Genomic DNA, 24131 nt, shown 5'->3' on the forward strand with positions numbered 1-24131 from the left:
CTCCCAAGGGGTGGTATTATTTGGGCTTTGGGTGCCTGATGGATCGCGGCCATGGGCCGCTCCTACAGGTCGATTTTTAGCTGTAGGAGCGGCCGCAGCGGCGGACCGCCATGGCCGCGATTGACCTTACTTGGCGGCCTGGATGGCAGCGACCAGTTGCTCGGTGGCCTTCTTCGGATCGGCGTTGGCGTCGTTGAAGAAGTTGGTCACCACGTCGAAGATCGCACCCTGCACATAGCTGGTATTGGCCATGCTGTGCGCCATGCTCGGCTCGGCCTTGCCATCGGCATTGGCCGCCTGGAAGTCCTTGGCGGACTGCTGGGCGCAGCTGTCGAACTTGGCCAGGTCGATGTCGTTGCGCACCGGGATGGAGCCCTTGTTGAGGTTGAACACCTCCTGGAAGGGCTTGTCGATGACGGTGCGCACCAGGTCGTCCTGGGCCTTCTGGTTGTCCTTGTTCTTGATCTTGAACATGGCCAGGGAGTCGATGTTGTAGATGAAGTCGCCCTGGGTGCCCGGCATCACCACGCACTCGTAGTCGACGCCCGGCTTCTTGCCGGCCGCGGTGAATTCGGCCTTGGCCCAGTCACCCATGATCTGCATGCCCGCCTTGCCCTCGATGACCATGGCGGTGGCCAGGTTCCAGTCGCGACCGGCGGCATTGGGATCGACATAGCCCTTGACGCGCTTGAAGGTCTTGAACACCTCGACCATCTTGTCGCTGCGAATGGTGTCGGCATCGGTCTGCACGAAGACCTTGTCGTAGCCTTCCGGACCCATGATGGCCATGACCAGGGATTCGAAGATGGTGCCGTCCTGCCAGTTCTGACCGCCATGGGCCAGGGGTACGACGCCGGCGGCCTTGAGCTTGTCGGCGGCCTCGAAGAATTCGTCCAGGGTGGTGGGGACCTTGGCGCCGGCCTTCTTGAAGACGGCGGGGTTGATCCACAGCCAGTTGATGCGGTGGATGCCGGCCGGCACCGCGACGTACTCGCCATCGTGCTGCATGGTCTGGGCCACGCGCTTGGGCAGGATGGTGTCCCAGTTGCCCTGCTTGGCGATGTCACTGATGTCCGCCAGGAAGCCCATGCTGGCCCATTCCTGGATGTCGGGGCCCTTGAGCTGGGCGGCGGACGGCGGATTGCCGGACACGGCGCGGGTCTTGAGCACGGTCATGGCGGCCTCGCCGGCGCCACCGGCCACGGCGAAGTCCTTCCAGGTATCGCCCTGCTTCTGCATCAGCTGCTTGAGGACATCGACGGCGCGAGCCTCGCCACCGGAGGTCCACCAGTGCAGCACCTCGACCTCACCGGCATGGGCGGTCAGGGGGGCGGCGAGCGCGGCGCAGGAAAGGGAAACGGCGAGAGCGAGACGATTCAACGCATTCATGAGGGGGTCGTTCCTTGTTGTTTTTTTATTGGAGCTGGGCGGAGTCTAGTCAGACGCCTGCGGCCGTGGGTAACGAAGGGAAGGAGTTTTGTCACGAGCTGGTGACATAACGTCACACCAATGCTCAGGTGCGCGGGAGAGTAAGGGTGACCCGCAGACCGCCCTCGCGGCGATTGCGCAGCTCCACTTCGCCACCATGGGCGTGAGCCAGATTGCGGGCGATGCCCAGGCCCAGGCCATAGCCATGGCGGTCGGTGGCCAGGCGGACATGGGGCTGGAACACCTGCTCCAGTTCCTGCTCCGGCACCCCCGGCCCTTCGTCGTCGACATGCAGGACGAAGGCATGACCGTCGTCTTCCACCTGCAGGTGGGCGCGATAGCCATACTTGAGGGCGTTGTCCAGCAGATTGCCGATACAGCGCTTGAGCGCCAGCGGCTTGCCCAGCAGGGTGCCCCGGGCTTCCCCGGTGAGGCGCACCCGCGGCGGTTGCTCCTGGGTAAAGGGCTCCACCAGCTGTTCCAGCAGCGCCTGCAGGTCGACCGGTTCCAGGTTCTCGTGGATGTCGGTGTCCTTGACGCACTGCAGGGCGCCCTTGACCAGCAGATCCAGCTCGTCCAGATCGCGCACCAGCTTGGCCTGCATCAGCTCGTCATCCACCAGTTCGGCGCGCAGACGCAGCCGGGTGATGGGCGTGCGCAGGTCGTGGGATATGGCGCTGAACAGCTGGGCGCGCTCGTCCAGGTAGCGGGCGATGCGTTCGCGCATGGCGTTGAAGGCCCGGGTGACCTCGCGGATCTCCTGGGCGCCCTCCTCGCGCACCGGCGGCGTATGGACTTCCAGCGACAGCTCCCGCGCGGCACGCGACAGCCGCTTGAGCGGGCGACTCTGCCAGCGGATCAGCAGGCCGATGAACAGCAGCAGGAAGGCGCTGCTGAAGACCATGAACAGCAGTTGCTGCAACGGCAGCCAGGACTCGTCCAGGCTGTAGTAGGGCGCCGGCATCAGGGTAGCGAGATAGACCCACTCCCCTTCGCCGATGCGGATCTGGGTCACCAGTACCGGCGGCTCCAGCGGCTCCAGACTCAGGGCATAGTGCGCCCAGGAGCGCGGCAGTTCGTCGAGGGCCACGGCGCCGTTGAACAGCCGCAGCTGCTGGGGGCCGATGAATTCCACGTACATGGGCATGGCCGCGCCCAGGCGCTCGCGCAGCACCGCCTCGACGCCCTGGAGCACCGCCCGGCGGCCGGGGGTGTCCGGCAGCGCCTGCATGGTCAGCGGCTTTTCGTTGAGCGAGACGAAGAAGCGCGTGCCGCCCATGTTGCGCAACTGCTCCAGCACCAGTGGCCGATAGGCCGGCGGCAGCAGGCTGAAATAGCGCACGCTGGCGGCGATGGAATAGCCCAGGCTGCGGGCGGCGGTCTGCAAGCCCTGGTTGCGGTCGCTGCGCAGGGAAGCCGACCAGAACAGCGCCGAGGCGCCCTGGGCCAGCAGTACCGCCAGCAGGGTCAGCAGCAGCATCCGCGCCAGCAGGGAGCGCGGCACCAGCCGCGCGAGCGGACCGCTACACCGCATCGGCGACCAGTCCGCTGACCTCGGCGGCGAGCAGGTAGCCGGAACCACGCACGGTGCGGATCAGTCGCGGCGACTTGCCGGTGTCTCTCAGCCGCTGACGCAGGCGGCTGACCGCCATGTCGACGATGCGCTCCAGCGGCAGCACCTCGCGCCCGCGGGTAGCATTGGCGATGGTGTCGCGATCGAGGATCTGCTGGGGATGGTCGAGAAACAGCTTGAGCAGGGTGAAATCGGCGCCGGAGAGGATGACCTCCTCGCCATCGCGATGGAACAGCCGGTGACTGACCGGATCCAGCCGCCAGTCGTCGAAGGTCAGCAGACCGGTGGCCGCCGGGCGTGTCTCGCCGAAGCCGGCACGGCGCAGCAGCGCCTTGATGCGGGCCAGCAATTCGCGCGGACTGAAGGGTTTGCCCAGGTAGTCGTCGGCGCCCAGTTCCAGGCCGATGACCCGATCCGCTTCGTCGGAACTGGCGGTGAGCATGATGATGGGGACCTGGCGGCAACTGGACTGCTCGCGCATCCAGCGGCAGAGGGCGAAGCCGTCTTCGCCGGGGAGCATGACATCGAGGATCAGCAGATCGGGGACGAAGTCGCCCAGCGCCCGGCGCAATTCGCGGCCATCGCCGACAGCGCGCACCAGATAGCCGGCACGGGTGAGGTAGGCGTCGAGCAGCTCACGGATTTCCCCGTCGTCGTCGACGACCAGGAGGGATTTGCCCAGGGTGGACATGGCGATGTTCGCTCTTGTTGTTCTGGCCCGAGGCCAGCTACCGGTAGTGCCGGCAGCATACCGGGGCCGGGCGACCTTGAGTAGTCGCCCGGCCCCAGCGGATCAGACCTGGCGCGCTTCGGCGATGGTCTGGTCCAGGGCGACGCCGGCACCGAACAGCCCCGGGTACTCGGCGGTCACCAGCCAGGCCGGGATGTCCTTGAGGTAGGCGCTGCTGGTCTTGCCCTTGTCGGCGAAGGCATGGGCGAAGGCCCCGCTCTGGAAACGCTCGACGAAGCGCGGCAGGATGCCGCCGGCGATGTAGACGCCACCCAGCGCGCCCAGGGTGAGGGCCGCGTTGCCGGCGACCCGCGCCAGCCAGATGAAAAACTGCTCCAGCACGGCGTCGGCATAGGGGTCACCCTTGAGCGCCAGCTCGCAGATGTCCGCTGCGCTGTGCAGGGCGGCGGTGCGACCGTCCAGTTCGCAACTCGCGTGATAGAGGTTGACCAGGCCGCTGCCGGACACCACGCGCTCGGCGGAGACGTGGTTGCCGAACTGGCGCTTGAGGATCTTCCAGATATCGAATTCGCGCTGGGTGTTGATCGGCAGGTCGACGTGACCACCCTCGCTCGGCAGCACGATCCAGCGATCCTTCCCACTGGGTACCAGGCTGGCGAGACCCAGGCCGGTGCCTGGCCCGATCACCAGGCGCGGACGGGTCGGCAAGGCGATGCCGTCGCGCACCTGGACGGAGTCCGCCGGGTCCAGGCGGGCGATGGCCCAGGCCATGGACGTGAAGTCGTTGATCAGCAGCAGATGGGTCAGCCCCAGCTCGCGACAGAATTGCTCGCGCTTGATCACCCAGTGATTGTTGGTGAAGCGGAAGTCACCCTCGCCCACCGGGCCCGCACAGGCGAGGCACACGGCGGTGATGTCATCCAGCGCCACGCCGCTCTGCGCCAGGTACTTGCGCACGGCATCTTCCGGACAGGCGTAATCCGCACAGGCGAAGACCTCGATGGCCTCCAGGCGACCGTCGCGCCACAGGGCGAAGCGGGCATTGGTGCCCCCGATGTCGCCAACCAAAGCCAAACTCATTTCAGCGCCTCCAGACTGGAAGTGAATGCACTGGCACCCGATTCAGCGGTGCTCATGGCGCCGCGCATGAAGGCGAACAACTCACGACCACAGCCTACCCCGGTGCCCTGGGGCGCTTCGACCGCCTCGCGGGCCATCCATTCGTCCGCCGGGACCAGAATCTTCAGATCTCCGGTACGCCCATCGACGCGGATGAGATCGCCGTCACAGACCTTGGCCAGAGGACCGCCGTCGATGGCTTCCGGACAGAGGTGGATCGCCGCCGGGACCTTGCCCGAGGCACCGGACATGCGGCCGTCGGTGACCAGCGCAACCTTGAAACCGCGATCCTGCAACACGCCGAGGTACGGCGTGAGCTTGTGCAGCTCGGGCATGCCCAGGGCCTTGGGTCCCTGGAAACGTACCACCGCGACGAAATCGCGCTCCAGCTCGCCGGCCTTGAAGGCGGCCGCCAGTTCGCTCTGGTCATGGAAGACCCGCGCCGGGGCTTCCACCACCTGATGGTTGGGCGCCACGGCCGACACCTTCATCACGCCACGCCCGAGATTGCCCTGCATGACGCGCAGGCCGCCCTCCTCGTTGAACGGCCGGCTGGCCGGACGCAGGATGTCTTCGTCCAGGCTTTCGGCCCTGCCGGTGCGCCATTCCAGCTTGCCGTCCACCAGGAAGGGTTCCTGCAGGTAGCGCGACAGGCCACGGCCCATGATGGTGTTGACGTCTTCATGCAGCAGCCCGGCTTCGAGCAGGGTGTGCACCATGAAATTGACGCCACCGGCGGCGTGGAAGTGGTTCACGTCGGCCTTGCCGTTGGGATAGACCTGGGCCAGGGTTGGGGTGACCGCCGAGATCTCGGCCATGTCGTCCCAAGTCAGCTGGATACCGGCGGCCTGGGCGATGGCCGGGATGTGCAGGGTGTGGTTGGTCGAGCCACCGGTGGCGCTCAGGGCTACCACCGAGTTGACTATGGACTTCTCGTCGACGATCTCGCCCAGCGGCATGAAGTTGCCGCCCTGGTGGGTGATGCGGGTCACCTGGCGCGCCGCCTCGCGGGTGAGTTCGTCACGCAGCGGGGTGTAGGGATTGACGAAGGAGGAGCCCGGCAGGTGCAGGCCCATGACCTCCATCACCACCTGATTGGTGTTGGCGGTGCCATAGAAGGTGCAGGTGCCAGGGCTGTGGTAAGACTTCATCTCCGATTCCAGCAACTCCTCGCGGGTCGCCTTGCCCTCGGCGAAGGCCTGGCGCACGCGCGCCTTCTCCTTGTTGGAGATGCCCGATGGCATGGGGCCGCCCGGGACGAAGATCATCGGCAGATGGCCGAAGCGCAGCGCGCCGATCATCAGGCCGGGGATGATCTTGTCGCAGATGCCCAGCAGCAGCGCAGCGTCGAACATGTTGTGCGACAGGGCCACGGCGGTGGACATGGCGATGACTTCACGACTCGCCAGGCTGAGCTCCATGCCGGCCTCGCCCTGGGTCACGCCGTCGCACATGGCCGGCACGCCACCGGCGAACTGACCGACGGAGCCGATCTCGCGCAGGGCCTGTTTGATCAGCTCCGGATAGTGCTCATAGGGCTGGTGAGCCGACAACATGTCGTTGTAGCTGGAAACGATGGCGACGTTGGCCTGGTCCATCAAACGGAGGCGCTGCTTATCCGTCGAGGATCCACACCCGGCGACGCCATGGGCGAAATTGGCGCATTGCAGCTTGCCGCGCTGCGGACCGTCGCTGGCGGCGGCCCGGATCATGGCGAGGTAACGCTCACGGGTCGGACGACTGCGTTCCACCAACCGCTGTGTGACTTCGAGGACGCGAGGATGCATGGTTTCGATTCTCCACCGGGCTAAATTTGTTGTTATTTCAAACATTCACAGCCAAATTGGCGCTATTATTCCGCTTAGCACGCGTCATGTGTAATGTTTTTTACAACAAAACCCAGCTATCGCGAGGTTTCTCTCAATGAGTATTCGTATTGCCATCAATGGTTTTGGACGCATCGGCCGCAACGTGCTGCGGGCGCTGTACACCGAGGGCTATCGCCAGGACCTGGAGGTCGTCGCGATCAACGACCTGGGCGACGCCGCCATCAATGCGCATCTCCTACAGTATGACAGCGTTCATGACCGCTTCCCTGCCGAGGTGTCCGTCGAGGGCGACAAGCTGGTGGTCAATGGCGACCGCATCGCCGTGACGGCCATCCGCAACCCGGCCGAGCTGCCGTGGAAGGATCTGAAGGTCGACGTGGTGTTCGAATGCACCGGCCTCTTCACCAGCCGCGACAAGGCCGCCGCCCACCTGGAAGCCGGCGCCTCCAAGGTGATCATCTCGGCACCGGGCAAGGACGTGGACGCCACCATCGTCTATGGCGTCAATGACAACATCCTGCGCCAGTCGCACCAGATCATCTCCAACGCCTCCTGCACCACCAACTGCCTGGCGCCGGTCGCCCAGGTGCTGCAGCGCGAACTGGGTATCGAGAACGGTCTGATGACCACCATCCATGCCTACACCAACGACCAGAACCTGTCGGACGTCTACCACTCCGACCCCTTCCGGGCGCGTTCGGCCACCCAGTCGATGATTCCGACCAAGACCGGTGCCGCCGAGGCCGTGGGCCTGGTTCTGCCGGAGCTGCAAGGCAAGTTTAGCGGCATGGCGGTGCGGGTGCCGACCATCAACGTGTCGCTGGTCGATTTGACCATCCTGACCGCCAAGGAAACCGACGCCAAGACCATCAACGCCTTCATGAAGGCGGCGGCCGAAGCCTCGCCGGTCCTGGGCTACAACGACAAGCCGCTGGTCTCCATCGACTTCAACCATAACCGCCTGTCGTCGATCTTCGACGCCAACCACACCAAGGTGAGCGGCAAGCTGGTGAAGATCATGGCGTGGTACGACAACGAGTGGGGCTTCTCCAACCGCATGCTCGATACCTGCAAGGCGCTGGTCAACGCGCCGGCCTGAGGTCTGTAAGACCCGATGGAAAAAAGCGCCTTCGGGCGCTTTTTTCATTTTCAGTTGCGGCAAGGTTGGTCCACCGATGCGGTAGCTCCTACGGGGGAGTGCCGAAGATAGGAGCAACTGTCTTTATCGCGGCCATGGGCCGCTCCTACAGAAGATCCAGCTGCTGTAGGAGCGGTCGCTACGACGCACCACCATGGCCGCGATACGTATCAGATAACTGGGACCGTAGCGTGGAAAACGGCGCAGCCTTTTCCGCTTGGGCATGCCCCGTAAGCCCTGCCCTCACCCCAGCCCTCTCCCACAGAGAGAGGGTTACTCGAGCGAGGGGTGATCTTCCGCAGTCAGGGGAGCACCGTAGCGTGGAAAACGGCGCAGCCTTTTTCGCTTGGGCATGCCCCGTAAGAGCTGCCCTCACCCCAGCCCTCTCCCACAGGGAGAGGGGGTTATTCGCGCGAGGGGTGATCTTCCGCAGTCAGGGGAGCACCGTAGCGTGGAAAACGGCGCAACCTTTTCCGCTTGGGCATACCCCGTAAGCCCTGCCCTCACCCCAGCCCTCTCCCACAGGGAGAGGGGGTTGATCGAGCGAGGGGTCGTCTTCCGGCTGGAGAGGGTGGTTCAGCGGGTAGGTTGGGTTGAGCAGCGCGAAGCCCAACAGGCCTGACTCAACCCTCGTCTTCCTCGTCCGCCGCCTGGCGCAGGTCATCGAAATCGGTCTTGAGGCCGGTCTCCATGGCGTCCAGCTCGGTGAGCAGGGTACGGAAACTGGTGCGCTCGGGGATCACCAGGGTGTCCTCCTCGTCCTTCGGCTCCCCTCCCCCCAGCGCCGCCAGGCTCAGCTCGGGATCTTCCAGCACCGAGGCCGGTTCGGGTTCCAGCTGGCGCACCTCGGCCAGGGGCGGCAGCTGGTCGAGGCTGCGCAGGTCGAAGTAGTCGAGAAAGGTCTTGGTGGTGGCGAACATCGCCGGGCGGCCGGGAACGTCGCGATAGCCGACCACGCGGATCCAGTCGCGCTCCAGCAGCGTCTTGACGATCTGGCTGTTGACCGCCACCCCGCGCACCTCCTCGATCTCGCCACGGGTAATGGGCTGCCGATAGGCGATCAGCGCCAGGGTCTCCAGCATGGCGCGGGAATAGCGCGGCGGGCGCTCTTCCCAGAGGCGTCCGACCCAGGGCGCGTACTTTTCGCGCACCTGCAGGCGATAGCCGGAGGCCACTTCCTTGAGTTCGAAGCCGCGCTTGCGGCAGGACCCGCCGAGCACGGCGAGACCCGCGCGCAGGTGCGCGGGCTCGGGGCGTTCGTACTCTTCGAAGAGTTCGGCCAGGCGCTCCAGGGTCAGGGGTCGGCCGGCGGCGAGCAGGATGGCTTCCAGCAAGGGCGCCAGTTGCTTGGGATCGGTGTAGTTCATGGGCGGCGATGATACGGCCGGGCGCGGGTCACGCCAAATCCAACCAGCCACCGGATGGCGAGATCCGTGGGGTCTTTGACCTTGTCGCCAGACTGGACGCCAGGGCATGCTGGACGGATCGCTACGGAGAGCCATCCATGCCGCTGATCGCTGCCCTGCTCTACCCCGACGTCATGAGTCTGGACGTCGCCGGCCCGCTGCAGGTATTTGCCTCGGCCAATCTGGAACGGGAACGCCAGGGCCTGCCCGCCTACTATCAGTTGCGCCTGCTGGGCGCCGCCGAGGGGCTGGTCAGGACTTCGGCGGGTATCGGTATCCAGGCCGAACAGAGCTGGTACGACCTCGACGTGGGCGAGGTGGACACCCTGTTGATCCCCGGCGGCATAGGCATCGAGACGCTACGCCAGGATGCCGGCTTGCAGGCCTGGCTGCGCGATCTGGAACCCCGGGTGCGACGGCTCGGCTCGGTGTGTTCCGGTGCCCTGCTGCTGGCCAGCGCCGGGCTGCTGAACGGTCGCCGCGCCACCACCCACTGGGCCTATGTCGAAGAACTCGCCACCTTTGCAGCCATCGAGGTTCAGGGCGATCGCCTGCATACCTACGACCCCCTGGGGCGTGATGGCGATCCCCATGTCTTTACCTCGGCCGGCGTCACCGCCGGCATCGATCTGGCCCTGGCGCTGGTGGAAGCCGATCTCGGACGTCCGCTGGCGCTGGCGGTGGCGCGCCGGCTGGTGATGTTCCTGCGCCGTCCCGGCGGCCAGGCGCAATTCAGCGCCTGTCTGGCGCCCGATCCGGGACGGACGCCACGGCTGGCCGCCCTGCTCGACTGGATTCCCGGTCACCTGGGGGAAGACCTGGGACTGGAGCGCCTGGCCGAGCGTGCCCATATGGCACCGCGTACCCTGTCGCGGCTGTTCAGCCGCGAGGTCGGCATGGGGCCGGGCCGCTATGTCGAGCAGGTCCGCCTGGAGACGGCGCGGGTGCTCTTGCAGGATGGCCAGGCTTCCATTGGTACGGTCTCGCGCCTGTGCGGCTTCGGCCATCCGGAAAATCTCCGGCGCACCTTTCACAAACACCTGGCGGTCAGCCCCCAGGACTATGCGGCGCGCTTTGGCGCCTGATCAGGGAGAGACAGCCATGCTGGACATGCGGACCTCGTGTGAACACTGCGCCAAGGCCTTGCCGATGGGCAGCGAAGAGGCGGTGATCTGCTCCTATGAATGCACCTTTTGCACGGAATGCGCCGCCGGGCCGATGCAGGGGCAGTGTCCGAACTGTCGCGGGGAGCTGGTCAGGCGACCGCGGCGGGTTCCCAAGGACGCAGTGGACTGAGTCGCCACCGGGCATATCGACAGGCGTAGCGTGGAAAACGGCGCAGCCTTTTCCACTGGGTGTTCGCAGCGAGGCGTCCCTGACCCCAGCCATCTCCCAGGGGGAGAGGGGGCGAATCGTGCTGGCGTTCGTCTCTGGCGGAACCGGCAAGCTCCTGCTCAATGATCAGGCTACCATCCTGGGCGTACCGTCATGCCCAGTGTCCGCTGTGAGGCATGCCCTCACCCCAGCCCTCTCCCAGGGGGAGAGGGGGCTATTCGTGCAGGCGTTCGGCGCCAGAGCCGCGGTCTACCCTTATCTCAGCAACCCCGCCTCCGTGCGGATCGGCTCCGGCGTAGGCTCGCCCAGCAGATCCAGCACGGCGATCTCCAGACCGCGGCTGAGGGCGTCCAGCGGCAGGTGGTTGGGCTGGGTGCCGAAAGGGTCGGCGATCTGGTCGCCCAGGGCGTCCAGGCCGAAGAAGGTGTAGGCCAGCACCAGCACCGCCAGCGGCGTGAACCAACCCAGGCTGTCCACCAGGCAGAACGGCAGCAGAAAGCAATAGACGTGCACCACCCGGTGCAGCATCAGGATGTAGGGATAGGGAATGGGCGTCTGGCGAATGCGTTCGCAGCCGCTGAGCACCGCGGTCAGCCGGTCCAGCTGGTTGTCGACATTGGCGATCAGTGGATCACCAAGCCCTTCCTGTCGTGCCCGGGCAACCAGCATGGTGCCCAGCCGGCGGATCAGCGCACTGGGTCGGTGAGGGGCGGCGAGCAGGCTCTCCTCCCCCGCCAGCACCCGTTGCAGATCGGCAGACGGCGCTTCGCGGCGCAGGTGGTCCCGCAAGGCATAACCGAAGGCCAGCAGTGGGGTCAGCAACCGGCGGCGCTCGGCCGCGTTCAGCCCGGGCAGCAGGGTCTCGACCTGGCGCGCCAGGTTGCGCCCGGCGATCAGCAATTCGCCCCACAGACCGCGTGCCTCCCAGAAGCGCTGGTAGGCAGTGGTGTTGCGAAAGCCGAGGAAGATCGCCAGGGTCAGGCCCCAGAGGGTCAGGGGCGTGGTGGTGAGGCCGAAGTCGAAGCGCAGGATGAAACCATGGCTCAGGGTAACCGCCAGGCTCAGCAACATCACATAGAGCAGCTTGGGCCAGATCGCCTGGACGATGGAGCCGCGCACCGTGAACAGCAGTTCGCGCAGCGAGGGATTCTGGGGACGGGTGATCACAGGGGGACTCTCGCGTGAAGTTCTGGTTTCGACGCCGCCCGAGCGCGACAGTGCCTGGGATCCCTGGCGGGTCAGGGTCCGAACAGCACCCCGACCAAGGCTCCGCCGGCCAGCAGCCACAGCGGGTGCCAGCGGGTGAACAGCGAGCCCAGGGCGCCCGCCGCCAGGATCAGCACCCACAGCGGCGCGGTGGCCACGCTGCTGCCCACCAGCCAGGCGCTGGCCGCCACCAGGCCGACGGTGACCGGCACCAGCCCGGCCTGCAGATGACGGCGCCAGGGCCGGTCGGCGAAGCGCTGCCAGAGGTGCAGCACGCCCAGGGTCAGCAGCGAGGACGGCACGAACTTGGCCAGGGAGGTCACCAGCAGCCCCGGCCAGCCGGCCACGTGCCAGCCGATCAGCGGCACGATCATCAGATTGGGACCGGGCGCGGCCTGGGCCAGGGCGAACAGCGCGGCGAAGTCGGCGGCGCTCATCCAGCCATGCACCGTCACCACCTGGCGCTGCATCTCCGGCAACACCGAGTTGCCACCGCCGAAGGCCAGCAGCGACAGCTGGGTAAAGATCAGCGCCAGCGCCAGCAGCGTCGTACTCATAGGCCCTGCCGATAGCTGAGCAGCACGCTGATGGGGGTGAGCACCAGCATGGTCCAGAGCAGTGGCAGCTTGAGCAGCGCCAGGGCGAGAAAGGCCAGGCAGGCGATGCCCAACGCCAGCCAGCGCCCGCGCAGGGGCTGGACGAGCTTGACCGCCATGGCCACCAGCAGCCCGGCCGCCGCTGCGGCGAGCCCGGCGAAGGCGCGACCCACCAGGGGATCGTCGTGGTAGCGGTCGTAGAGCACGCCCAGGCCGACCACCACCAGGGTCGGGCCCACCAGCAGCCCGGCGGCAGCGGCCAGAGCGCCGCTCCAGCCGGCGAATCTCATGCCCACCGCCACCGAGAGATTGATGATGTTGCCGCCCGGCAGGAACTGGCAGAGGCCGAGCAATTCGGTGAACTCCTCCGCCGACAGCCAGCGCCGCTTCTCCACCAGGTAGCGCCGCGCCAGCGGCAGCACCCCGCCGAAGGCCGTGATGCCCAGGCCGAAGAAGCCGAGAAAGAGATCGCGGCGCCGTGGCCGGTTCGAGGTGGAGTCATTATCCATGGGCAGGTGTTCGTCAGATCCAGAGCGACAACAATAGCGTACCTGCAAGGCCGGTGATGGAAACCAGCGTCTGCGGCACCGGCCAGACCCCCAGGGTCTGCTTGAGCTCCAGGCCGAAGGACGCGCGCACCTTGGTCACCCGCGCCATGCCCCACGGCAGGCTGCGGCCCTTGCCCAGTCCCAGCAGGGCACTGGCGATGCGGTCGGCGGCGCCGGATTCGGCCATCAGCGCACCAAGCCTGGAACCCGGCGCGATGATGATGCCGGCCTCGCCGAGGATGCTACCTTCCCCCTTGCTGAACCTATTGGCCACGGTCTCGGCGGGTCGCCCAGCGATGAAGCTACCATTGAGGATGGACAGCAAGGTTGGCAGACGGGTGACGCCAATGAGCAGGACGACGACCAGAATGACGGCCACACAGCGGAAGATCAGGCAGGTGTCGCGGGTGATCCAGGCGAGCGCAGCAGCATCCGCAGGAGGCTCCTTGTAACTTCCCGTTTCAGGATTACCCTAACTGAAACGCCTCCCAAGGTACGACGCAAATCGAAATAAAGCCTGTCCCTTATTGCACTTAGCGTGCGAACCTCAGCCGTTTCCCACGATCCAAACTGCGGTCGGTCGTGACCGAATCCCCTTCCCTTTTGCTCGCAGGCGGTTGGCATGAACGAAACCTCTACTCTCTGGCAGCAGACCCTCGCCCAGTTCCGCGACGGGACCGGCTCCACCCTGCCCACGCCGGGCAGTGGCGCGGCGGCCACCGTAGCGGCCTGCCTGGGTGTCGCGCTGATCCTCAAGGGCCTGAAGCTCAGCCAGCAGCGCCAGCCGGTGACCCGCCATGCCGACCTGATCGCCGTGGGCGAGCGCCTGCAGGAAGCGCTGAGCACCTGCGCCGATGCCGACGTCCAGGCATTCGCCAACTACCTCGAAGCCGATCGTCAGGCCAGCGGCGCCACCGCGGAGGGCGAACGCCGCCAGCAGGCGCTCAACCTGGCCGCGGCCAACGCCGTGCAGATCCCCATCGCCACCGCTCAGCTGTGCCTGGAAGCCCTAGATCTCGCCGTCATCGCCACGCCGCTCACCGTCGAACCGCTGCGCAGCGACACCCTGGCCGGCGGCCGCCTGGTGCATGGCGCCCTGGGTGCAGTGCTCACCACCGTGGACGCCGACCGCAACGGCCTAAAATCCGGCGATGCCCGCGAAGCCGCCCGGCAGATGCGCGACAAGCTCAGGCAACAGGCCGACCAGCGTCTCGCCCAGCTGAGCGCCACCCCCGTCCCGCCGGCCATGGGCTGACGGCCGGTGCTGGCCCGCCTGGGCTGGGTCCTGCGCGGATTCCAGCGACGCCTGTGGTTTCGCGCCACGCTGTTCTCGGTCGCCGGCGTGGCCACCGCCCTCCTCGCCCTGCTCCTGCGGGACCATATCCCGGCGACGCTGCCGGCCAAGGTCGGCGCCGATGCCGTCGACAAGATCCTCACCATCATCGCCAGCAGCATGCTGGCGGTGACCACCTTTTCGCTGAGCACCATGGTGACGGCCTACAACGCCGCCGCCAGCAGCGTGACGCCCCGTGCCTATCCGCTGCTGCTGGAAGACAGCACCACGCAGAACGCCCTGGCCACCTTTCTCGGCTCCTTCCTGTTCAGCCTGGTCGGCATCATCGCCTTGAGCACCGGCCTCTACGGCGACAACGGCCGGGTGGTGCTCTTTGCCGTGACCCTGGTGGTGATCCTGCTGATCGTCTTCACCCTGCTGCGCTGGATCGACCATCTGTCGCGACTGGGCCAACTGGATGCCACCAGCGACAGCATCGAAGACGCCGCCACACACAGTCTGCAGCGCTGGCTGACCCACCCCTACCTGGGCGGGGTGGCGGCGCCCGTCGATGAGCCCGCCAGTGGCCGCCCGGTCATGGCCGACCGCACCGGTTATCTGCAACGGGTGGACATGCCGCTGCTGGCGGACCTCTGCGGCGACCAGGGTCGCCTGCGCCTGGCCGCCCTGCCCGGGGCCTTCCTCGATCCGGCGCAGCCGTTGCTCTGGGTCGAGGGCTTGCCTGCGGAAAAGGACGAGCGCCTGCGCGCCGCCTTCACCCTGGATGCCCGCCGGGTACACGACCAGGATCCGCGCTTCGGCCTGACGGTACTGGGCGAGATCGCCACCGGGGCACTGGTGCCCTCCCGCAGCGACTCGGGTACCGCCATCGCCATCCTCGGTCGCGCGCAACGCCTGCTGACCGCCCTCACCGAAAGACGCGAGCCGGTCGAGCCCCGCTATCCGCGGATCGAAGTGCCGGACCTGTCGCTGGACGATCTGTTCGACGACTTCTTCCTGCCGGTGGGGCGCGATGCGGCGCCGCTGGTGGAAGTGGGCATGCGCCTGCAGAAAGCCCTCGCGCGCCTGGCGGTCCAGGGTGATGCGCGGATCAGGCGCGAGTGCCTGCGGCATTCACGCCTGGCATTGGCCCGGGCCGAGGCCACACTCGGGCAGGCCGAAGACCGCTTCATCCTCCAGCAACTGGCCGCGGACGTCGAACGCCTCTGCACAGCGCGCTAGCAGTACATGGCTAGCGCGACCAAGCCGGATCGGTGGTGAAGGCGATGGTCAGCCAGCGGTCCGGCCCCTCGCCGCCGATGGCCTCGCCGATCTGGTCACGGATGGCGTCCCATTCGTCCAGGGTCTTGGCCGGCCACCCCAGGGGCACGATGAAGTACAGCTCGATCTGCCGCGCCCGTCCGACCTTGGCCACATAGGCGCGATAGTCGAGAAAGCCGAAGCGCGTGACCATGCCCCGGGCGACTTCATCGACCTGCTGCTTGAGCGCCGGCGGGGTCACCATGAGGATCTCGCTGAAGGCCTGCCAGACCAGCTTCAGCGGTATCGGAATGATCAGCACGCAGATGATCGACAGCACCAGGGGATCGATGTAGGGCGTGATCCAGGCATAGGCCGTCCCCTGGGCCAGGGCGCCGACCAGGAAGGCCACCACCAGGGCGGCCGAGATGCTGCCCGACATGATCCAGCTCTTGATGTCGAGCCTGAGGAAGTCCGACTGGATGTCGCGGTTCAGCCGGTGCACGAGGGCGGCGAAACCGAAGCAGCTCAGGGCCGCGACCAGCGCATAGAGCAGCGCCATGCCGAACGCCAGGGCCTTGCCGCCACTCATCAGGCTGATGATCGAGTTGACCAGCGCATAACAGGCCACGATGCACAGCACGCTGCCGTTCAGGGCCAGGACCATGGGTTCGAGGTGCCAGAAACCCATGTTGAAGCGCTCGGCCAGCCGCCGATCGCCCTCCGGTTCCTGCGCATGCCGGTGGATCAGCATGGCCACCAGCAGCGCCACGCCGCTCATGAAGGCGTCGGTCAGTGAATAGAAGCCGTCGAAGACGATGGCATAGGAGCCGGACAGCACTCCGAAGGCGATACCCACGACCGCCAGCAGCACCGTGACGGCAATGGAAAAGCGCAGCACCGTGCGCTCGTTGCTCAGGCGTTTCAACATGCTCGACTCCGGTTGCCGATCGCCGCCAGGCATGGCGAAGAGGTTCAATTCAGGCCAAGGATAGAGGTCGCCAGGCCAACCTGCATGGGCGATCCGGCAAGGCCTCCATGCGCGGGCGCAATCAGAAGCCGGCAGGCTTCGGGTGTACACTGCACCGGTGCTTTTTTCTCCCGGGAGCTCTGGCAGCCGCCGCCCCCGGACCGCGGAATCCTCAACGGCGACCCACCATGATCGAAGTTACCGAACGCTCCATCGCCGAGTTGCGTCGCGCACTCGAAACCGGCCAGACCACTGCGGTGCAACTGGTCGAGGCCTACCTGGCCCGGATCGACGCCTACGACCCGCCCGCCAGCGCCACGGCGCTCAACGCCGTGGTGGTGCGCAACCCCGAGGCCCTGGCCGAAGCCGCCGCGTCCGACCGTCGCCGCGCCCGCGGCGAGACCCTGGGACCGCTGGACGGCATCCCCTACACCGCCAAGGACAGCTACCTGGTCAAGGGCCTCACTGCCGCCTCCGGCAGTCCGGCCTTCAAGGACCTGGTCGCCCAGCGCGACGCCTTCACCGTCGAACGGCTGCGCGCCGCCGGCGCCATCTGCCTGGGCAAGACCAACATGCCGCCCATGGCCAACGGCGGCATGCAGCGCGGCGTCTATGGCCGCGCGGAAAGTCCTTACAACGCCGGCTACCTGACCGCACCCTTCGCCTCCGGCTCCTCCAATGGCGCCGGCACCGCCACCGCGGCCAGCTTCGCCGCCTTCGGCCTGGCCGAGGAGACCTGGTCCAGCGGGCGCGGCCCCGCGTCCAACAACGGCCTGTGCGCCTACACCCCCTCGCGCGGGGTCATCTCGGTGCGTGGCAACTGGCCGCTGACACCGACCATGGACGTGGTGGTGCCCTATGCCCGCACCATGGCCGATCTGCTGGAAGTGCTCGACGTGGTGGTGGCGGACGATCCCGACACCTCCGGCGACCTCTGGCGCCTGCAACCCTGGGTGCCGCTGCCGCCGGCCTCGGCGGTACGCCCGGCGTCCTATCCGGCCCTGGCGGCCGGTCCCAATGCCCTGGCCGGCAAGCGCCTGGGCGTGCCGCGCATGTTCATCAACCAGGACCCGGACGCCGGCACCAGCGAGCATCCCGGCATCGGCGGTCCCACCGGTCAGCGCATCCAGACCCGCGACTCGGTCATTGCCCTCTGGGAACAGGCCCGCGCGGCGCTGGAAGCCGCCGGCGCCAGCGTGATCGAGGTGGACTTCCCGCTGGTCTCCAATTGCGAAGGCGACCGCCCCGGCGCGCCCACGGTGTTCAACCGCGGGATCGTCCCCAGCGAGTTTCTCCATGACGAACTCTGGGACCTGTCCGCCTGGGGCTTCGACACCTTCCTGCGCGACAACAACGATCCCAGGCTCAATCGCCTGGTGGACGTCGAAGGCGAGCTGATCTTTCCCCACGAGCCCGGCACCCTGCCCAATCGGGAAGGCGACCTGGCCGCCGGCATGGCCGAATACGTGCGCATGGCCGAACGGGGCCTCAAGACCCTGGAGCAGATCACCAGCCTCCCCGACGGCCTGCGCGGCCTGGAACGGACACGCCAGCTGGACCTAGAAGACTGGCTGCAGGCCCAGGGCCTGGACGCCGTGCTCTTTCCCACCGTGGCCGACGTGGCGCCGGCAGATGCCGAGATCAACCCGGCCTCGGCCGACATCGCCTGGAGCAATGGCGTCTGGGTAGCCAACGGCAACCTCGCCATCCGCCACCTGGGCGTACCGACCGTGACCGTGCCGATGGGCGTGATGGCCGACATCGGCATGCCGGTGGGCCTGACCTTCGCCGGTCGCGCCTATGACGACACCAACCTGCTCCGCCTGGCCGCCGCCTATGAGGCAACCGGCTCCAAGCGTCAAATACCACCGCGGACGCCACCGCTGGTGGGGTGAGCGGAGATGGCGTGGACGCTGACCGCCCGGCTTCATCCGGCGACCGTCCGGCTCGTGACCTCTAACGTCAAGGCGCGCTAACCGGAGTGTCCAATCGCGCGCCGGTTATGCGGCCGCTGGCAGACCTCTCGCCCGCCACGCCCACCGGTGAACGACAGGCCCCCTGATGCCACCCTGTGCGATCACGGCGCAAGACGCCTGGCTCAGGCGACGCCTCGGCCAGGCGGCCGCTGGCCGTCCCACAGCGTCATCGCCATTGCGATGGCGCCCTCGATGACCGGCAATGCCACGCCATCCCGCGCCATGGGTGAGATGCCCAGCAGAAAGCCTTCGAACAGCGTCGCCAGGGCATGAGCGTCGGTGCCTTGCGCAAGGTCGCCGCGGGCGATGCCGCGCCCGACGCAGGCCAGCAGACCGGCGCGGATCCGGGCGCGGGCCTCGCGCAGGGGCAGCGGCAGGCTGGAGTCTTCATCCGCATAGGAGCCCAGGGTGCCGAGCGCCACCAGGCAACCCTTGGGCAGGCGCTCATCGCATTGCATCCGCGCGGAGCGCGACAGGGCCGCGGCGATCGCCTCCCGCGGGGCCAGGGTCTCGTCGAACAGCGGATCGTTCACCCGGCCATGGGTTTCCATGTAGCGGGCGACCACCTCCTTGAACAGCGCCTCCTTCGAACCGAAGGCCGCATAGAAGCTGGGCGCGGTGATACCGCCGCCGATTGCCGCCTTGAGCCGACTCAGGGAGGTCGCCTCATAGCCATAGCGCCAGAACAGCAGCAGCGCGTCATCGATTGCCTGGGTCCGGTCGAAGGACCGCGGACGCCCTAGCTGAGCCACAGCCATACTCCTCGTCAGATTCGATTTTTATACTAGACGATACAGAATTAATTGACCAGCCAGAGCATCTGCTGCTTAGATATGTACCGATCGATACATATCTAAGGAGCCTACCCGTGACCGCGACCTCCGATCCTGAACGCCTGCCAGTCGCCGCGCTGCTGGCGCTGGCCATGACCGGTTTCATCTGCATCATGACCGAGACCCTGCCAGCCGGCCTGCTCCCCGAGATCGCCCAGGGGCTCCAGGTTTCCCCTGCCCTGGCCGGGCAGACGGTGACCGCCTATGCCGCCGGCTCGCTGACCGCCGCCATCCCCCTCACCCTGGCAACGGCGCGCTGGCGCCGCCGTCGGGTGCTGCTGGCGACCATCCTGGGCTTTCTGCTGTTCAACACCCTGACCGCACTCTCCTCCAGCTATGCGCTGACCCTGGTCGCCCGCTTCGCCGCCGGGGCCGCAGCCGGCCTGGCCTGGAGTCTGCTGGCCGGCTATGCCTGGCGTCTGGTAGTGCCGCGCCTGCAAGGCCGGGCGATGGCCATCGCCATGATCGGCACGCCGGTTGCCCTGTCACTGGGCGTACCCCTGGGGACCTGGCTCGGTGGTCTGCTGGGCTGGCGGCTGGCCTTCGCCTGCATGTCCGCCCTCACCCTGGGCCTGATCGTCTGGGTCCTGGCCAAGGTGCCCGACTATCCGGGGCAGACCGAAGGCCAGCGCCTGCCACTGCGCGAGGTATTCGCCACGCCCGGCATTCGCGCCATCCTCGGCGTGGTCTTTACCTGGATGCTGGCCCACAACCTGCTCTACACCTATATCGCGCCCTTCGTCGCCCAGGCCGGCCTGGGCGATCAGGTCGACCGGGTGCTGCTGACCTTCGGGGTGGCCTCGCTGGCGGGGATCTGGATCACCGGGCGGATCGTCGATCACAGCCTGCGGCGGGCCGTGCTGGTGAGTATTGCCGGCTTCGCCGCGATCGCGCTGCTGCTGGGGCTCAATCGTGACTCGTCGCTGCTGCAGTACCTGGGCGTCTTCGGTTGGGGCCTGACCTTTGGCGGCGCGGCCACCCTGCTGCAGACCGCCCTGGCGGATACCGCCGGGAGTGGTGCCGATGCGGCCCTGGCGATGAACGTGGTGACCTGGAACAGTGCCATCGCCGGGGGCGGCATCCTCGGCGGGCTGTTGCTGGACGGCATCGGCCCCCAGGCCCTGAGTTGGGCCGTGGTGGCGCTAGCCCTGGGCGCCCTGGCCATCGCCACCAGTGCCCGACGCCACGGCTTTCCCGCCGGCACCCGAGCGAGCGGTTCAGCGGTTATGGGTCACTGAGCCTGGGGCGGGTGCCCTGCCCGCTCCCATTCAGCCCTGGTGCGGGACCGCCTCCAGTGTCACGCCCTGGAAGAACGCCGGCGCACGCCAGCGGGCGAACAGCATCAGCGCCAGACCCAGCCCCAGGATCACCACGGCGATGATGAACACCAGGCCGATGCCGCCGAGGTGGGAGCCGCTGCCGAAGTCCGGCGACAGGCTGGCGAGGGCGGTCTGCCAGAAGATCACCGAAAGGATGAGGGCGCCGAGCAGCGGACAGAGGCCGCGCAGCAGTGCATGGCGCAGGCTGGCGAACAGGCTGCGGCGGAAATACCAGACGCAGGCGTAGGCGGTCAGCGAGTAGTAGAAGCAGATCATCATGCCCAGGGCGGTGATGGTGTCGGCCAGGACGTTGTCGCTGAGGATGCGCATGACCACATAGAAGCCGCCGGTGGCGATGCCGGCGGCAACGGTGGCATAGCGCGGCGTGCGCGATCTCGGGCAAATGTGGGCGAAGCGCCGCGACACCGCGCCGTAGTACCCCATCGCCAGCAGGGTGCGGGCCGGGGAGATGAAGGTGGACTGCAGCGAGGCGGCGGTACTGGCCAGCACCGCGATGGACATCAGGATCGCCAGCGGCCCCATCACCGGTCCGGCCAGGTGGGCGAAGACGTTTTCCTGGATCTCCGGATTGCCCAGGCCCAGGCCGGCTTCGCTGATGCCGGCGAATTGCAGGGTCGCCGCGGCGGTGAAGAGGTACAGCAGCAGGATCAAGAGCACCGTGACCGTGGCCGCCCGCCCTGGCACCTTCTGGCTGCCCACCGACTCTTCGCTCACCGTGAGGCAGACATCCCAGCCCCAGAAGATGAAGATCGACAGCGACAGCCCCGCGGCGAAGGCGGAAAAGGATTCGACGTTGAAGGGATTGAACCATTCCGGGTGGAAGACCACCGGCGCCGCCTCCGGCGCGGCGCTGAAGGCCGCCAGGGAAAAGCCGATCAGCACCAGCAGCTGCAGGGCGACCAGACCGTACTGGACGCTCATGGTCATGCCGATGCCGCGGCAGCTGATCCAGACCGCGATGGCGATGAACACGCAGCAGGTGACGATGTTCACCAGCAGGTGCTGCGACAGCGTGGCCAACTCCGCCCGCCCGCTGAGCTGGGCGAGGAACAGGTAGAAGAAGTCCACCGCCACGCCAGCGAGGTTGGAGAGGACGATGGTGGTGGCCGTCACCAGCCCCCAGCCACCGATCCAGCCGATCATGGGTCCGAAGGCGCGGGTGGACCAGGTAAAGGAGGTGCCGCTGTCCGGATCGACGGCGTTCAGCTCGCGATACCCCAGGGCCACCAGCAGCATCGGCAGGAAACCGACGATGAAGACGGCGGGCAGATAGACGCCCACCTCGCGCACGGTGGGCCCCAGGGCACCGGTCAGGGTGTAGACGGGGGCAATGGTGGAAATGCCCAGCACCACGCAGGCGAGCAAACCCAGGGAGCCGGCAGCCAGGCCCTTGGCGGACGGATCGGCCAGGGCTGCCGGCCCGGCGGTATCCGAGCCGCCGGCCGGCGTGCCCTTGCGCTGTTCAGTCATAGGTCTCTGCCCGGCGGTTGGAATTGTTATTCAGAGTCCGGCGTAGGCGGCAAGGTGCCTAGCGCGCGGCGGCATGGCGCTGGCAGGCGTCGCGAAAGGCGTCCAACAGCGCCAGGGATTCGGGGTTGTCGCGGAAATTCCACTCGGGATGCCACTGCACGCCGACGACGAAGCCCGGGGCGTCGGCCAGGGAGACCCCTTCCACCAGGCCATCCGGCGCCTGGGCCTCGATACGCAGCCCGGGCGCCAGGCGCGCGATGCCCTGGCTGTGCAGCGAATTCACCTGGAAGCTGGCCGGCAGGCCGAGGCGTTCGAACACCCCACCGGGCGGCACCGCGACCGGATGGGTGGGCGCGTACTGCTCGGCGAGCAGCTCGCTCTGGGGCTCGCGATGGTCGTCATGCCCGGGCAGGTCCTGCACCCGCTGGTGCAGGCTGCCGCCGAGGGCCACGTTCAGCTCCTGGAAGCCGCGGCAGATGCAGAACACCGGGATGCCGCGGTCGATGGCCAGGCGCAGCAGCGGCAGGGTGTAGGCGTCGCGGGCGGCATCGTGCTGGGTGCCGGCGAGACTCGCCGGTCCCTGGTAGTGATGGGGCTCGACGTTGGAAGGCGAGCCGGTGAACAGCAGGCCGTCCAGGTGCGCCAGCAGCGCCTGCGGGTCGCTCGGCACGCTGCGCGCCGGCAGCACCACCGGCACACCGGCATGACCCGCCGCCTCGACGTACTTGTCGCCAACGGTATGGGAATCGTATTTGCCGAGCGTCTGCCGGCACGCCGTCACGCCGATCAGGGGCATAGGGGACATGGCTTATCTCCAGAGAACCCGCCGGTACGCGGCGGGCGGACAGGGTCAGATACCGAGGCGATCGCGCAGCTGGTAGTAGGTCGCGCCCAGTGCGGTGAAGGGCACGCGCAGGAGCTGCCCGCCCGGGAAGGGATAGTGCGGCAGGCCGGCGAAGGCATCGAAGCGCTCGGCCTGGCCGCGCAGGGCCTCGGCCAGCACCTTGCCCGCCAGGTGGGTATAGGTGACGCCGTGACCGCTGCAGCCCTGGGAGTAGTAGATGTTGTTGCCGAGGCGGCCCACCTGGGGCAGGCGCGACAGCGTCAGCAGGAAGTTGCCGGTCCAGGTGAAGTCGATCTTCACGCCCTTGAGCTGCGGGAAGGTCTGCAGCATCTTCGGCCGGATGATCGCCTCGATGTCCGCCGGATCTCGCGCGCCATAGACCACGCCACCGCCGTAGATCAGCCGGCGATCGGCGCTGAGGCGGAAGTAGTCGAGCAGGTAGTTGCAGTCCTCCACGCAATAGTCCTGGGGCAGCAGGCTACGCGCCATGTCCTCGGACAGCGGCTCGGTGGTGAGCACCTGGGTGCCGCAGGGCATGGACTTGGCGGCCAGCTCCGGCACCAGTCCGCCCAGGTAGGCGTTGCCGGCCACCACCACGAAGCGCGCCTTCACCTGGCCATTGGCGGTATGCACCACCGGATTGGCGCCACGGTCGATACGGACTGCCGCGCTCTGCTCGTAAATCTTGCCGCCCAGGGACGCCACGGCCGCCGCCTCGCCCAGGGCCAGGTTGAGCGGATGGATATGGCCGCCGCTCATGTCCAGCAAGCCGCCCAGATAGCGATCGGTTCCGACCACCTTGCCGATGGCGGCCTTGTCGAGCAGTTGCAACTGGGTATGGCCGTAGCGCTCCCAGAGCCTCTGCTGGGCTTCCAGGTGACCGAGCTGCTTGCCGGTCAGGGCGGCGAACACGCCGCCGTCCTTGAGATCGCACTGGATGTCGTAGCGGGCGATGCGCTCGCGAATGATGCGCCCGCCTTCGAAGGCCATCTCGCCCAGCAGTTGCGCCTGCCTGGGCGGCAACTGGCGCTCGATGGTATCGATGTCGCGGCTGTAGCTGTTGACGATCTGGCCGCCATTGCGCCCGGAGGCGCCGAAGCCGACCCGCGCCGCTTCCAGCACCGTCACGCTGAAGCCGTGCTCCAGCAGGAACAGCGCGGTGGAAAGCCCGGTGTAACCGGCGCCGATGACGCAGACGTCGCTGTCGACACTGTCTTGCAGCGCCGGGTATTCGGTGTGGAGGTTGCGCGAAGCCGCGTAGTAACTGTCGACGTGTTGTTGCATGGTGAGAGTCCT

General features: G+C 67.2%; 20 protein-coding genes and 2 pseudogenes. 7 read left to right on the top strand and 15 right to left on the bottom strand.

What is annotated here, in order from left to right; genetic code table 11:
• Positions 1–126 precede the first annotated feature (126 nt).
• From PVZ72_RS13250 to edd, 5 genes are all read right to left on the bottom strand, one after another.
• The gene (locus PVZ72_RS13250; RefSeq protein WP_208691501.1) at positions 127–1389 is read right to left on the bottom strand and encodes an ABC transporter substrate-binding protein; all 1263 of its coding nucleotides are present in this window, start codon (positions 1387–1389) and stop codon (positions 127–129) included.
• 124 nt (positions 1390–1513) lie between these two features.
• The gene (locus tag PVZ72_RS13255) at positions 1514–2962 is read right to left on the bottom strand and encodes an ATP-binding protein (RefSeq protein WP_273862144.1); all 1449 of its coding nucleotides are present in this window, start codon (positions 2960–2962) and stop codon (positions 1514–1516) included.
• Positions 2952–3692 carry a response regulator gene (locus PVZ72_RS13260; protein ID WP_007158678.1) on the bottom strand — a complete coding sequence of 247 codons (741 nt, stop codon included), beginning with the start codon at positions 3690–3692 and terminating at the stop codon, positions 2952–2954. Before PVZ72_RS13260 ends, PVZ72_RS13255 begins: the two co-directional genes overlap by 11 nt.
• A gap of 102 nt (positions 3693–3794) precedes the next feature.
• On the bottom strand, positions 3795–4772 hold the full coding sequence (locus PVZ72_RS13265; RefSeq protein ID WP_133860875.1) for a glucokinase: 978 nt from the start codon (positions 4770–4772) through the stop codon (positions 3795–3797).
• Positions 4769–6598 carry a phosphogluconate dehydratase gene (gene edd / locus PVZ72_RS13270; protein ID WP_273862145.1) on the bottom strand — a complete coding sequence of 610 codons (1830 nt, stop codon included), beginning with the start codon at positions 6596–6598 and terminating at the stop codon, positions 4769–4771. The genes PVZ72_RS13265 and edd overlap by 4 nt, the downstream gene beginning before the upstream one ends.
• A gap of 136 nt (positions 6599–6734) precedes the next feature.
• Here edd and gap point away from each other — a divergent pair, with 136 nt between their 5' ends.
• Complete coding sequence (gene gap / locus PVZ72_RS13275) at positions 6735–7739, top strand: type I glyceraldehyde-3-phosphate dehydrogenase (protein WP_017641313.1); 1005 nt, start codon at positions 6735–6737, stop codon at positions 7737–7739.
• Positions 7740–8404: 665 nt separating this feature from the next.
• Here gap and scpB read toward each other — a convergent pair.
• Positions 8405–9145 (bottom strand): annotated as a pseudogene (gene scpB / locus PVZ72_RS13280) (SMC-Scp complex subunit ScpB); the annotation flags it as partial.
• A 137-nt stretch (positions 9146–9282) separates the two neighbouring features.
• Here scpB and PVZ72_RS13285 point away from each other — a divergent pair.
• A complete protein-coding gene (locus tag PVZ72_RS13285) occupies positions 9283–10269 on the top strand; it encodes a GlxA family transcriptional regulator (protein ID WP_273862147.1) in 987 nt (328 codons plus the stop codon).
• A gap of 25 nt (positions 10270–10294) precedes the next feature.
• The gene (locus tag PVZ72_RS13290) at positions 10295–10480 is read left to right on the top strand and encodes a DUF1272 domain-containing protein (protein ID WP_273862338.1); all 186 of its coding nucleotides are present in this window, start codon (positions 10295–10297) and stop codon (positions 10478–10480) included.
• A 294-nt stretch (positions 10481–10774) separates the two neighbouring features.
• Here the strand turns inward: PVZ72_RS13290 and PVZ72_RS13295 are convergent, their stop codons facing one another.
• From PVZ72_RS13295 to PVZ72_RS13310, 4 genes and pseudogenes are all read right to left on the bottom strand, one after another.
• A complete protein-coding gene (locus tag PVZ72_RS13295) occupies positions 10775–11686 on the bottom strand; it encodes a bestrophin family protein (protein WP_273862148.1) in 912 nt (303 codons plus the stop codon).
• Between the two features lie 71 nt (positions 11687–11757).
• Positions 11758–12282: a chromate transporter gene (locus tag PVZ72_RS13300; RefSeq protein WP_007158686.1), complete on the bottom strand. Its 525-nt coding sequence runs from the start codon at positions 12280–12282 to the stop codon at positions 11758–11760.
• On the bottom strand, positions 12279–12830 hold the full coding sequence (locus tag PVZ72_RS13305) for a chromate transporter (RefSeq protein WP_133860883.1): 552 nt from the start codon (positions 12828–12830) through the stop codon (positions 12279–12281). Before PVZ72_RS13305 ends, PVZ72_RS13300 begins: the two co-directional genes overlap by 4 nt.
• A gap of 127 nt (positions 12831–12957) precedes the next feature.
• Positions 12958–13281: pseudogene (locus tag PVZ72_RS13310) on the bottom strand (GntT/GntP/DsdX family permease); the annotation flags it as partial.
• A 210-nt stretch (positions 13282–13491) separates the two neighbouring features.
• On the opposite strand from PVZ72_RS13310, the gene PVZ72_RS13315 reads away from it, so the two are divergent.
• A complete protein-coding gene (locus PVZ72_RS13315; RefSeq protein ID WP_133860885.1) occupies positions 13492–14124 on the top strand; it encodes a cyclodeaminase/cyclohydrolase family protein in 633 nt (210 codons plus the stop codon).
• Between the two features lie 6 nt (positions 14125–14130).
• Positions 14131–15384: a DUF2254 domain-containing protein gene (locus PVZ72_RS13320; protein WP_273862149.1), complete on the top strand. Its 1254-nt coding sequence runs from the start codon at positions 14131–14133 to the stop codon at positions 15382–15384.
• A 10-nt stretch (positions 15385–15394) separates the two neighbouring features.
• Here PVZ72_RS13320 and PVZ72_RS13325 read toward each other — a convergent pair whose 3' ends face one another.
• Positions 15395–16333, bottom strand: a complete 939-nt coding sequence (locus PVZ72_RS13325) for a cation diffusion facilitator family transporter (RefSeq protein ID WP_133860887.1) — start codon at positions 16331–16333, stop codon at positions 15395–15397.
• Positions 16334–16560: 227 nt separating this feature from the next.
• Between PVZ72_RS13325 and PVZ72_RS13330 the strand changes: the two genes are divergently transcribed.
• A complete protein-coding gene (locus PVZ72_RS13330; protein WP_133860888.1) occupies positions 16561–18267 on the top strand; it encodes an amidase in 1707 nt (568 codons plus the stop codon).
• 203 nt (positions 18268–18470) lie between these two features.
• Here PVZ72_RS13330 and PVZ72_RS13335 read toward each other — a convergent pair whose 3' ends face one another.
• On the bottom strand, positions 18471–19100 hold the full coding sequence (locus PVZ72_RS13335; RefSeq protein ID WP_133860889.1) for a TetR/AcrR family transcriptional regulator: 630 nt from the start codon (positions 19098–19100) through the stop codon (positions 18471–18473).
• Positions 19101–19273: 173 nt separating this feature from the next.
• Here PVZ72_RS13335 and PVZ72_RS13340 point away from each other — a divergent pair, with 173 nt between their 5' ends.
• On the top strand, positions 19274–20419 hold the full coding sequence (locus tag PVZ72_RS13340; protein WP_273862339.1) for an MFS transporter: 1146 nt from the start codon (positions 19274–19276) through the stop codon (positions 20417–20419).
• Positions 20420–20449: 30 nt separating this feature from the next.
• Here PVZ72_RS13340 and PVZ72_RS13345 read toward each other — a convergent pair whose 3' ends face one another.
• From PVZ72_RS13345 to PVZ72_RS13355, 3 genes are read right to left on the bottom strand one after another with little or no spacing between them, the layout of a single operon-like run.
• A complete protein-coding gene (locus tag PVZ72_RS13345) occupies positions 20450–21991 on the bottom strand; it encodes an APC family permease (protein ID WP_133860891.1) in 1542 nt (513 codons plus the stop codon).
• Positions 21992–22049: 58 nt separating this feature from the next.
• Positions 22050–22796, bottom strand: a complete 747-nt coding sequence (locus tag PVZ72_RS13350; RefSeq protein WP_133860892.1) for a gamma-glutamyl-gamma-aminobutyrate hydrolase family protein — start codon at positions 22794–22796, stop codon at positions 22050–22052.
• Positions 22797–22841: 45 nt separating this feature from the next.
• Positions 22842–24119 (bottom strand): NAD(P)/FAD-dependent oxidoreductase, encoded by a 1278-nt coding sequence (locus PVZ72_RS13355; protein WP_273862151.1) that lies wholly within the window; start codon positions 24117–24119, stop codon positions 22842–22844.
• Positions 24120–24131: the final 12 nt, after the last annotated feature.

It is taken from the genome of Pseudomonas sp. LA5, assembly GCF_028640825.1.
GTDB classification, from domain to species: domain Bacteria; phylum Pseudomonadota; class Gammaproteobacteria; order Pseudomonadales; family Pseudomonadaceae; genus Chryseomonas; species Chryseomonas aestiva.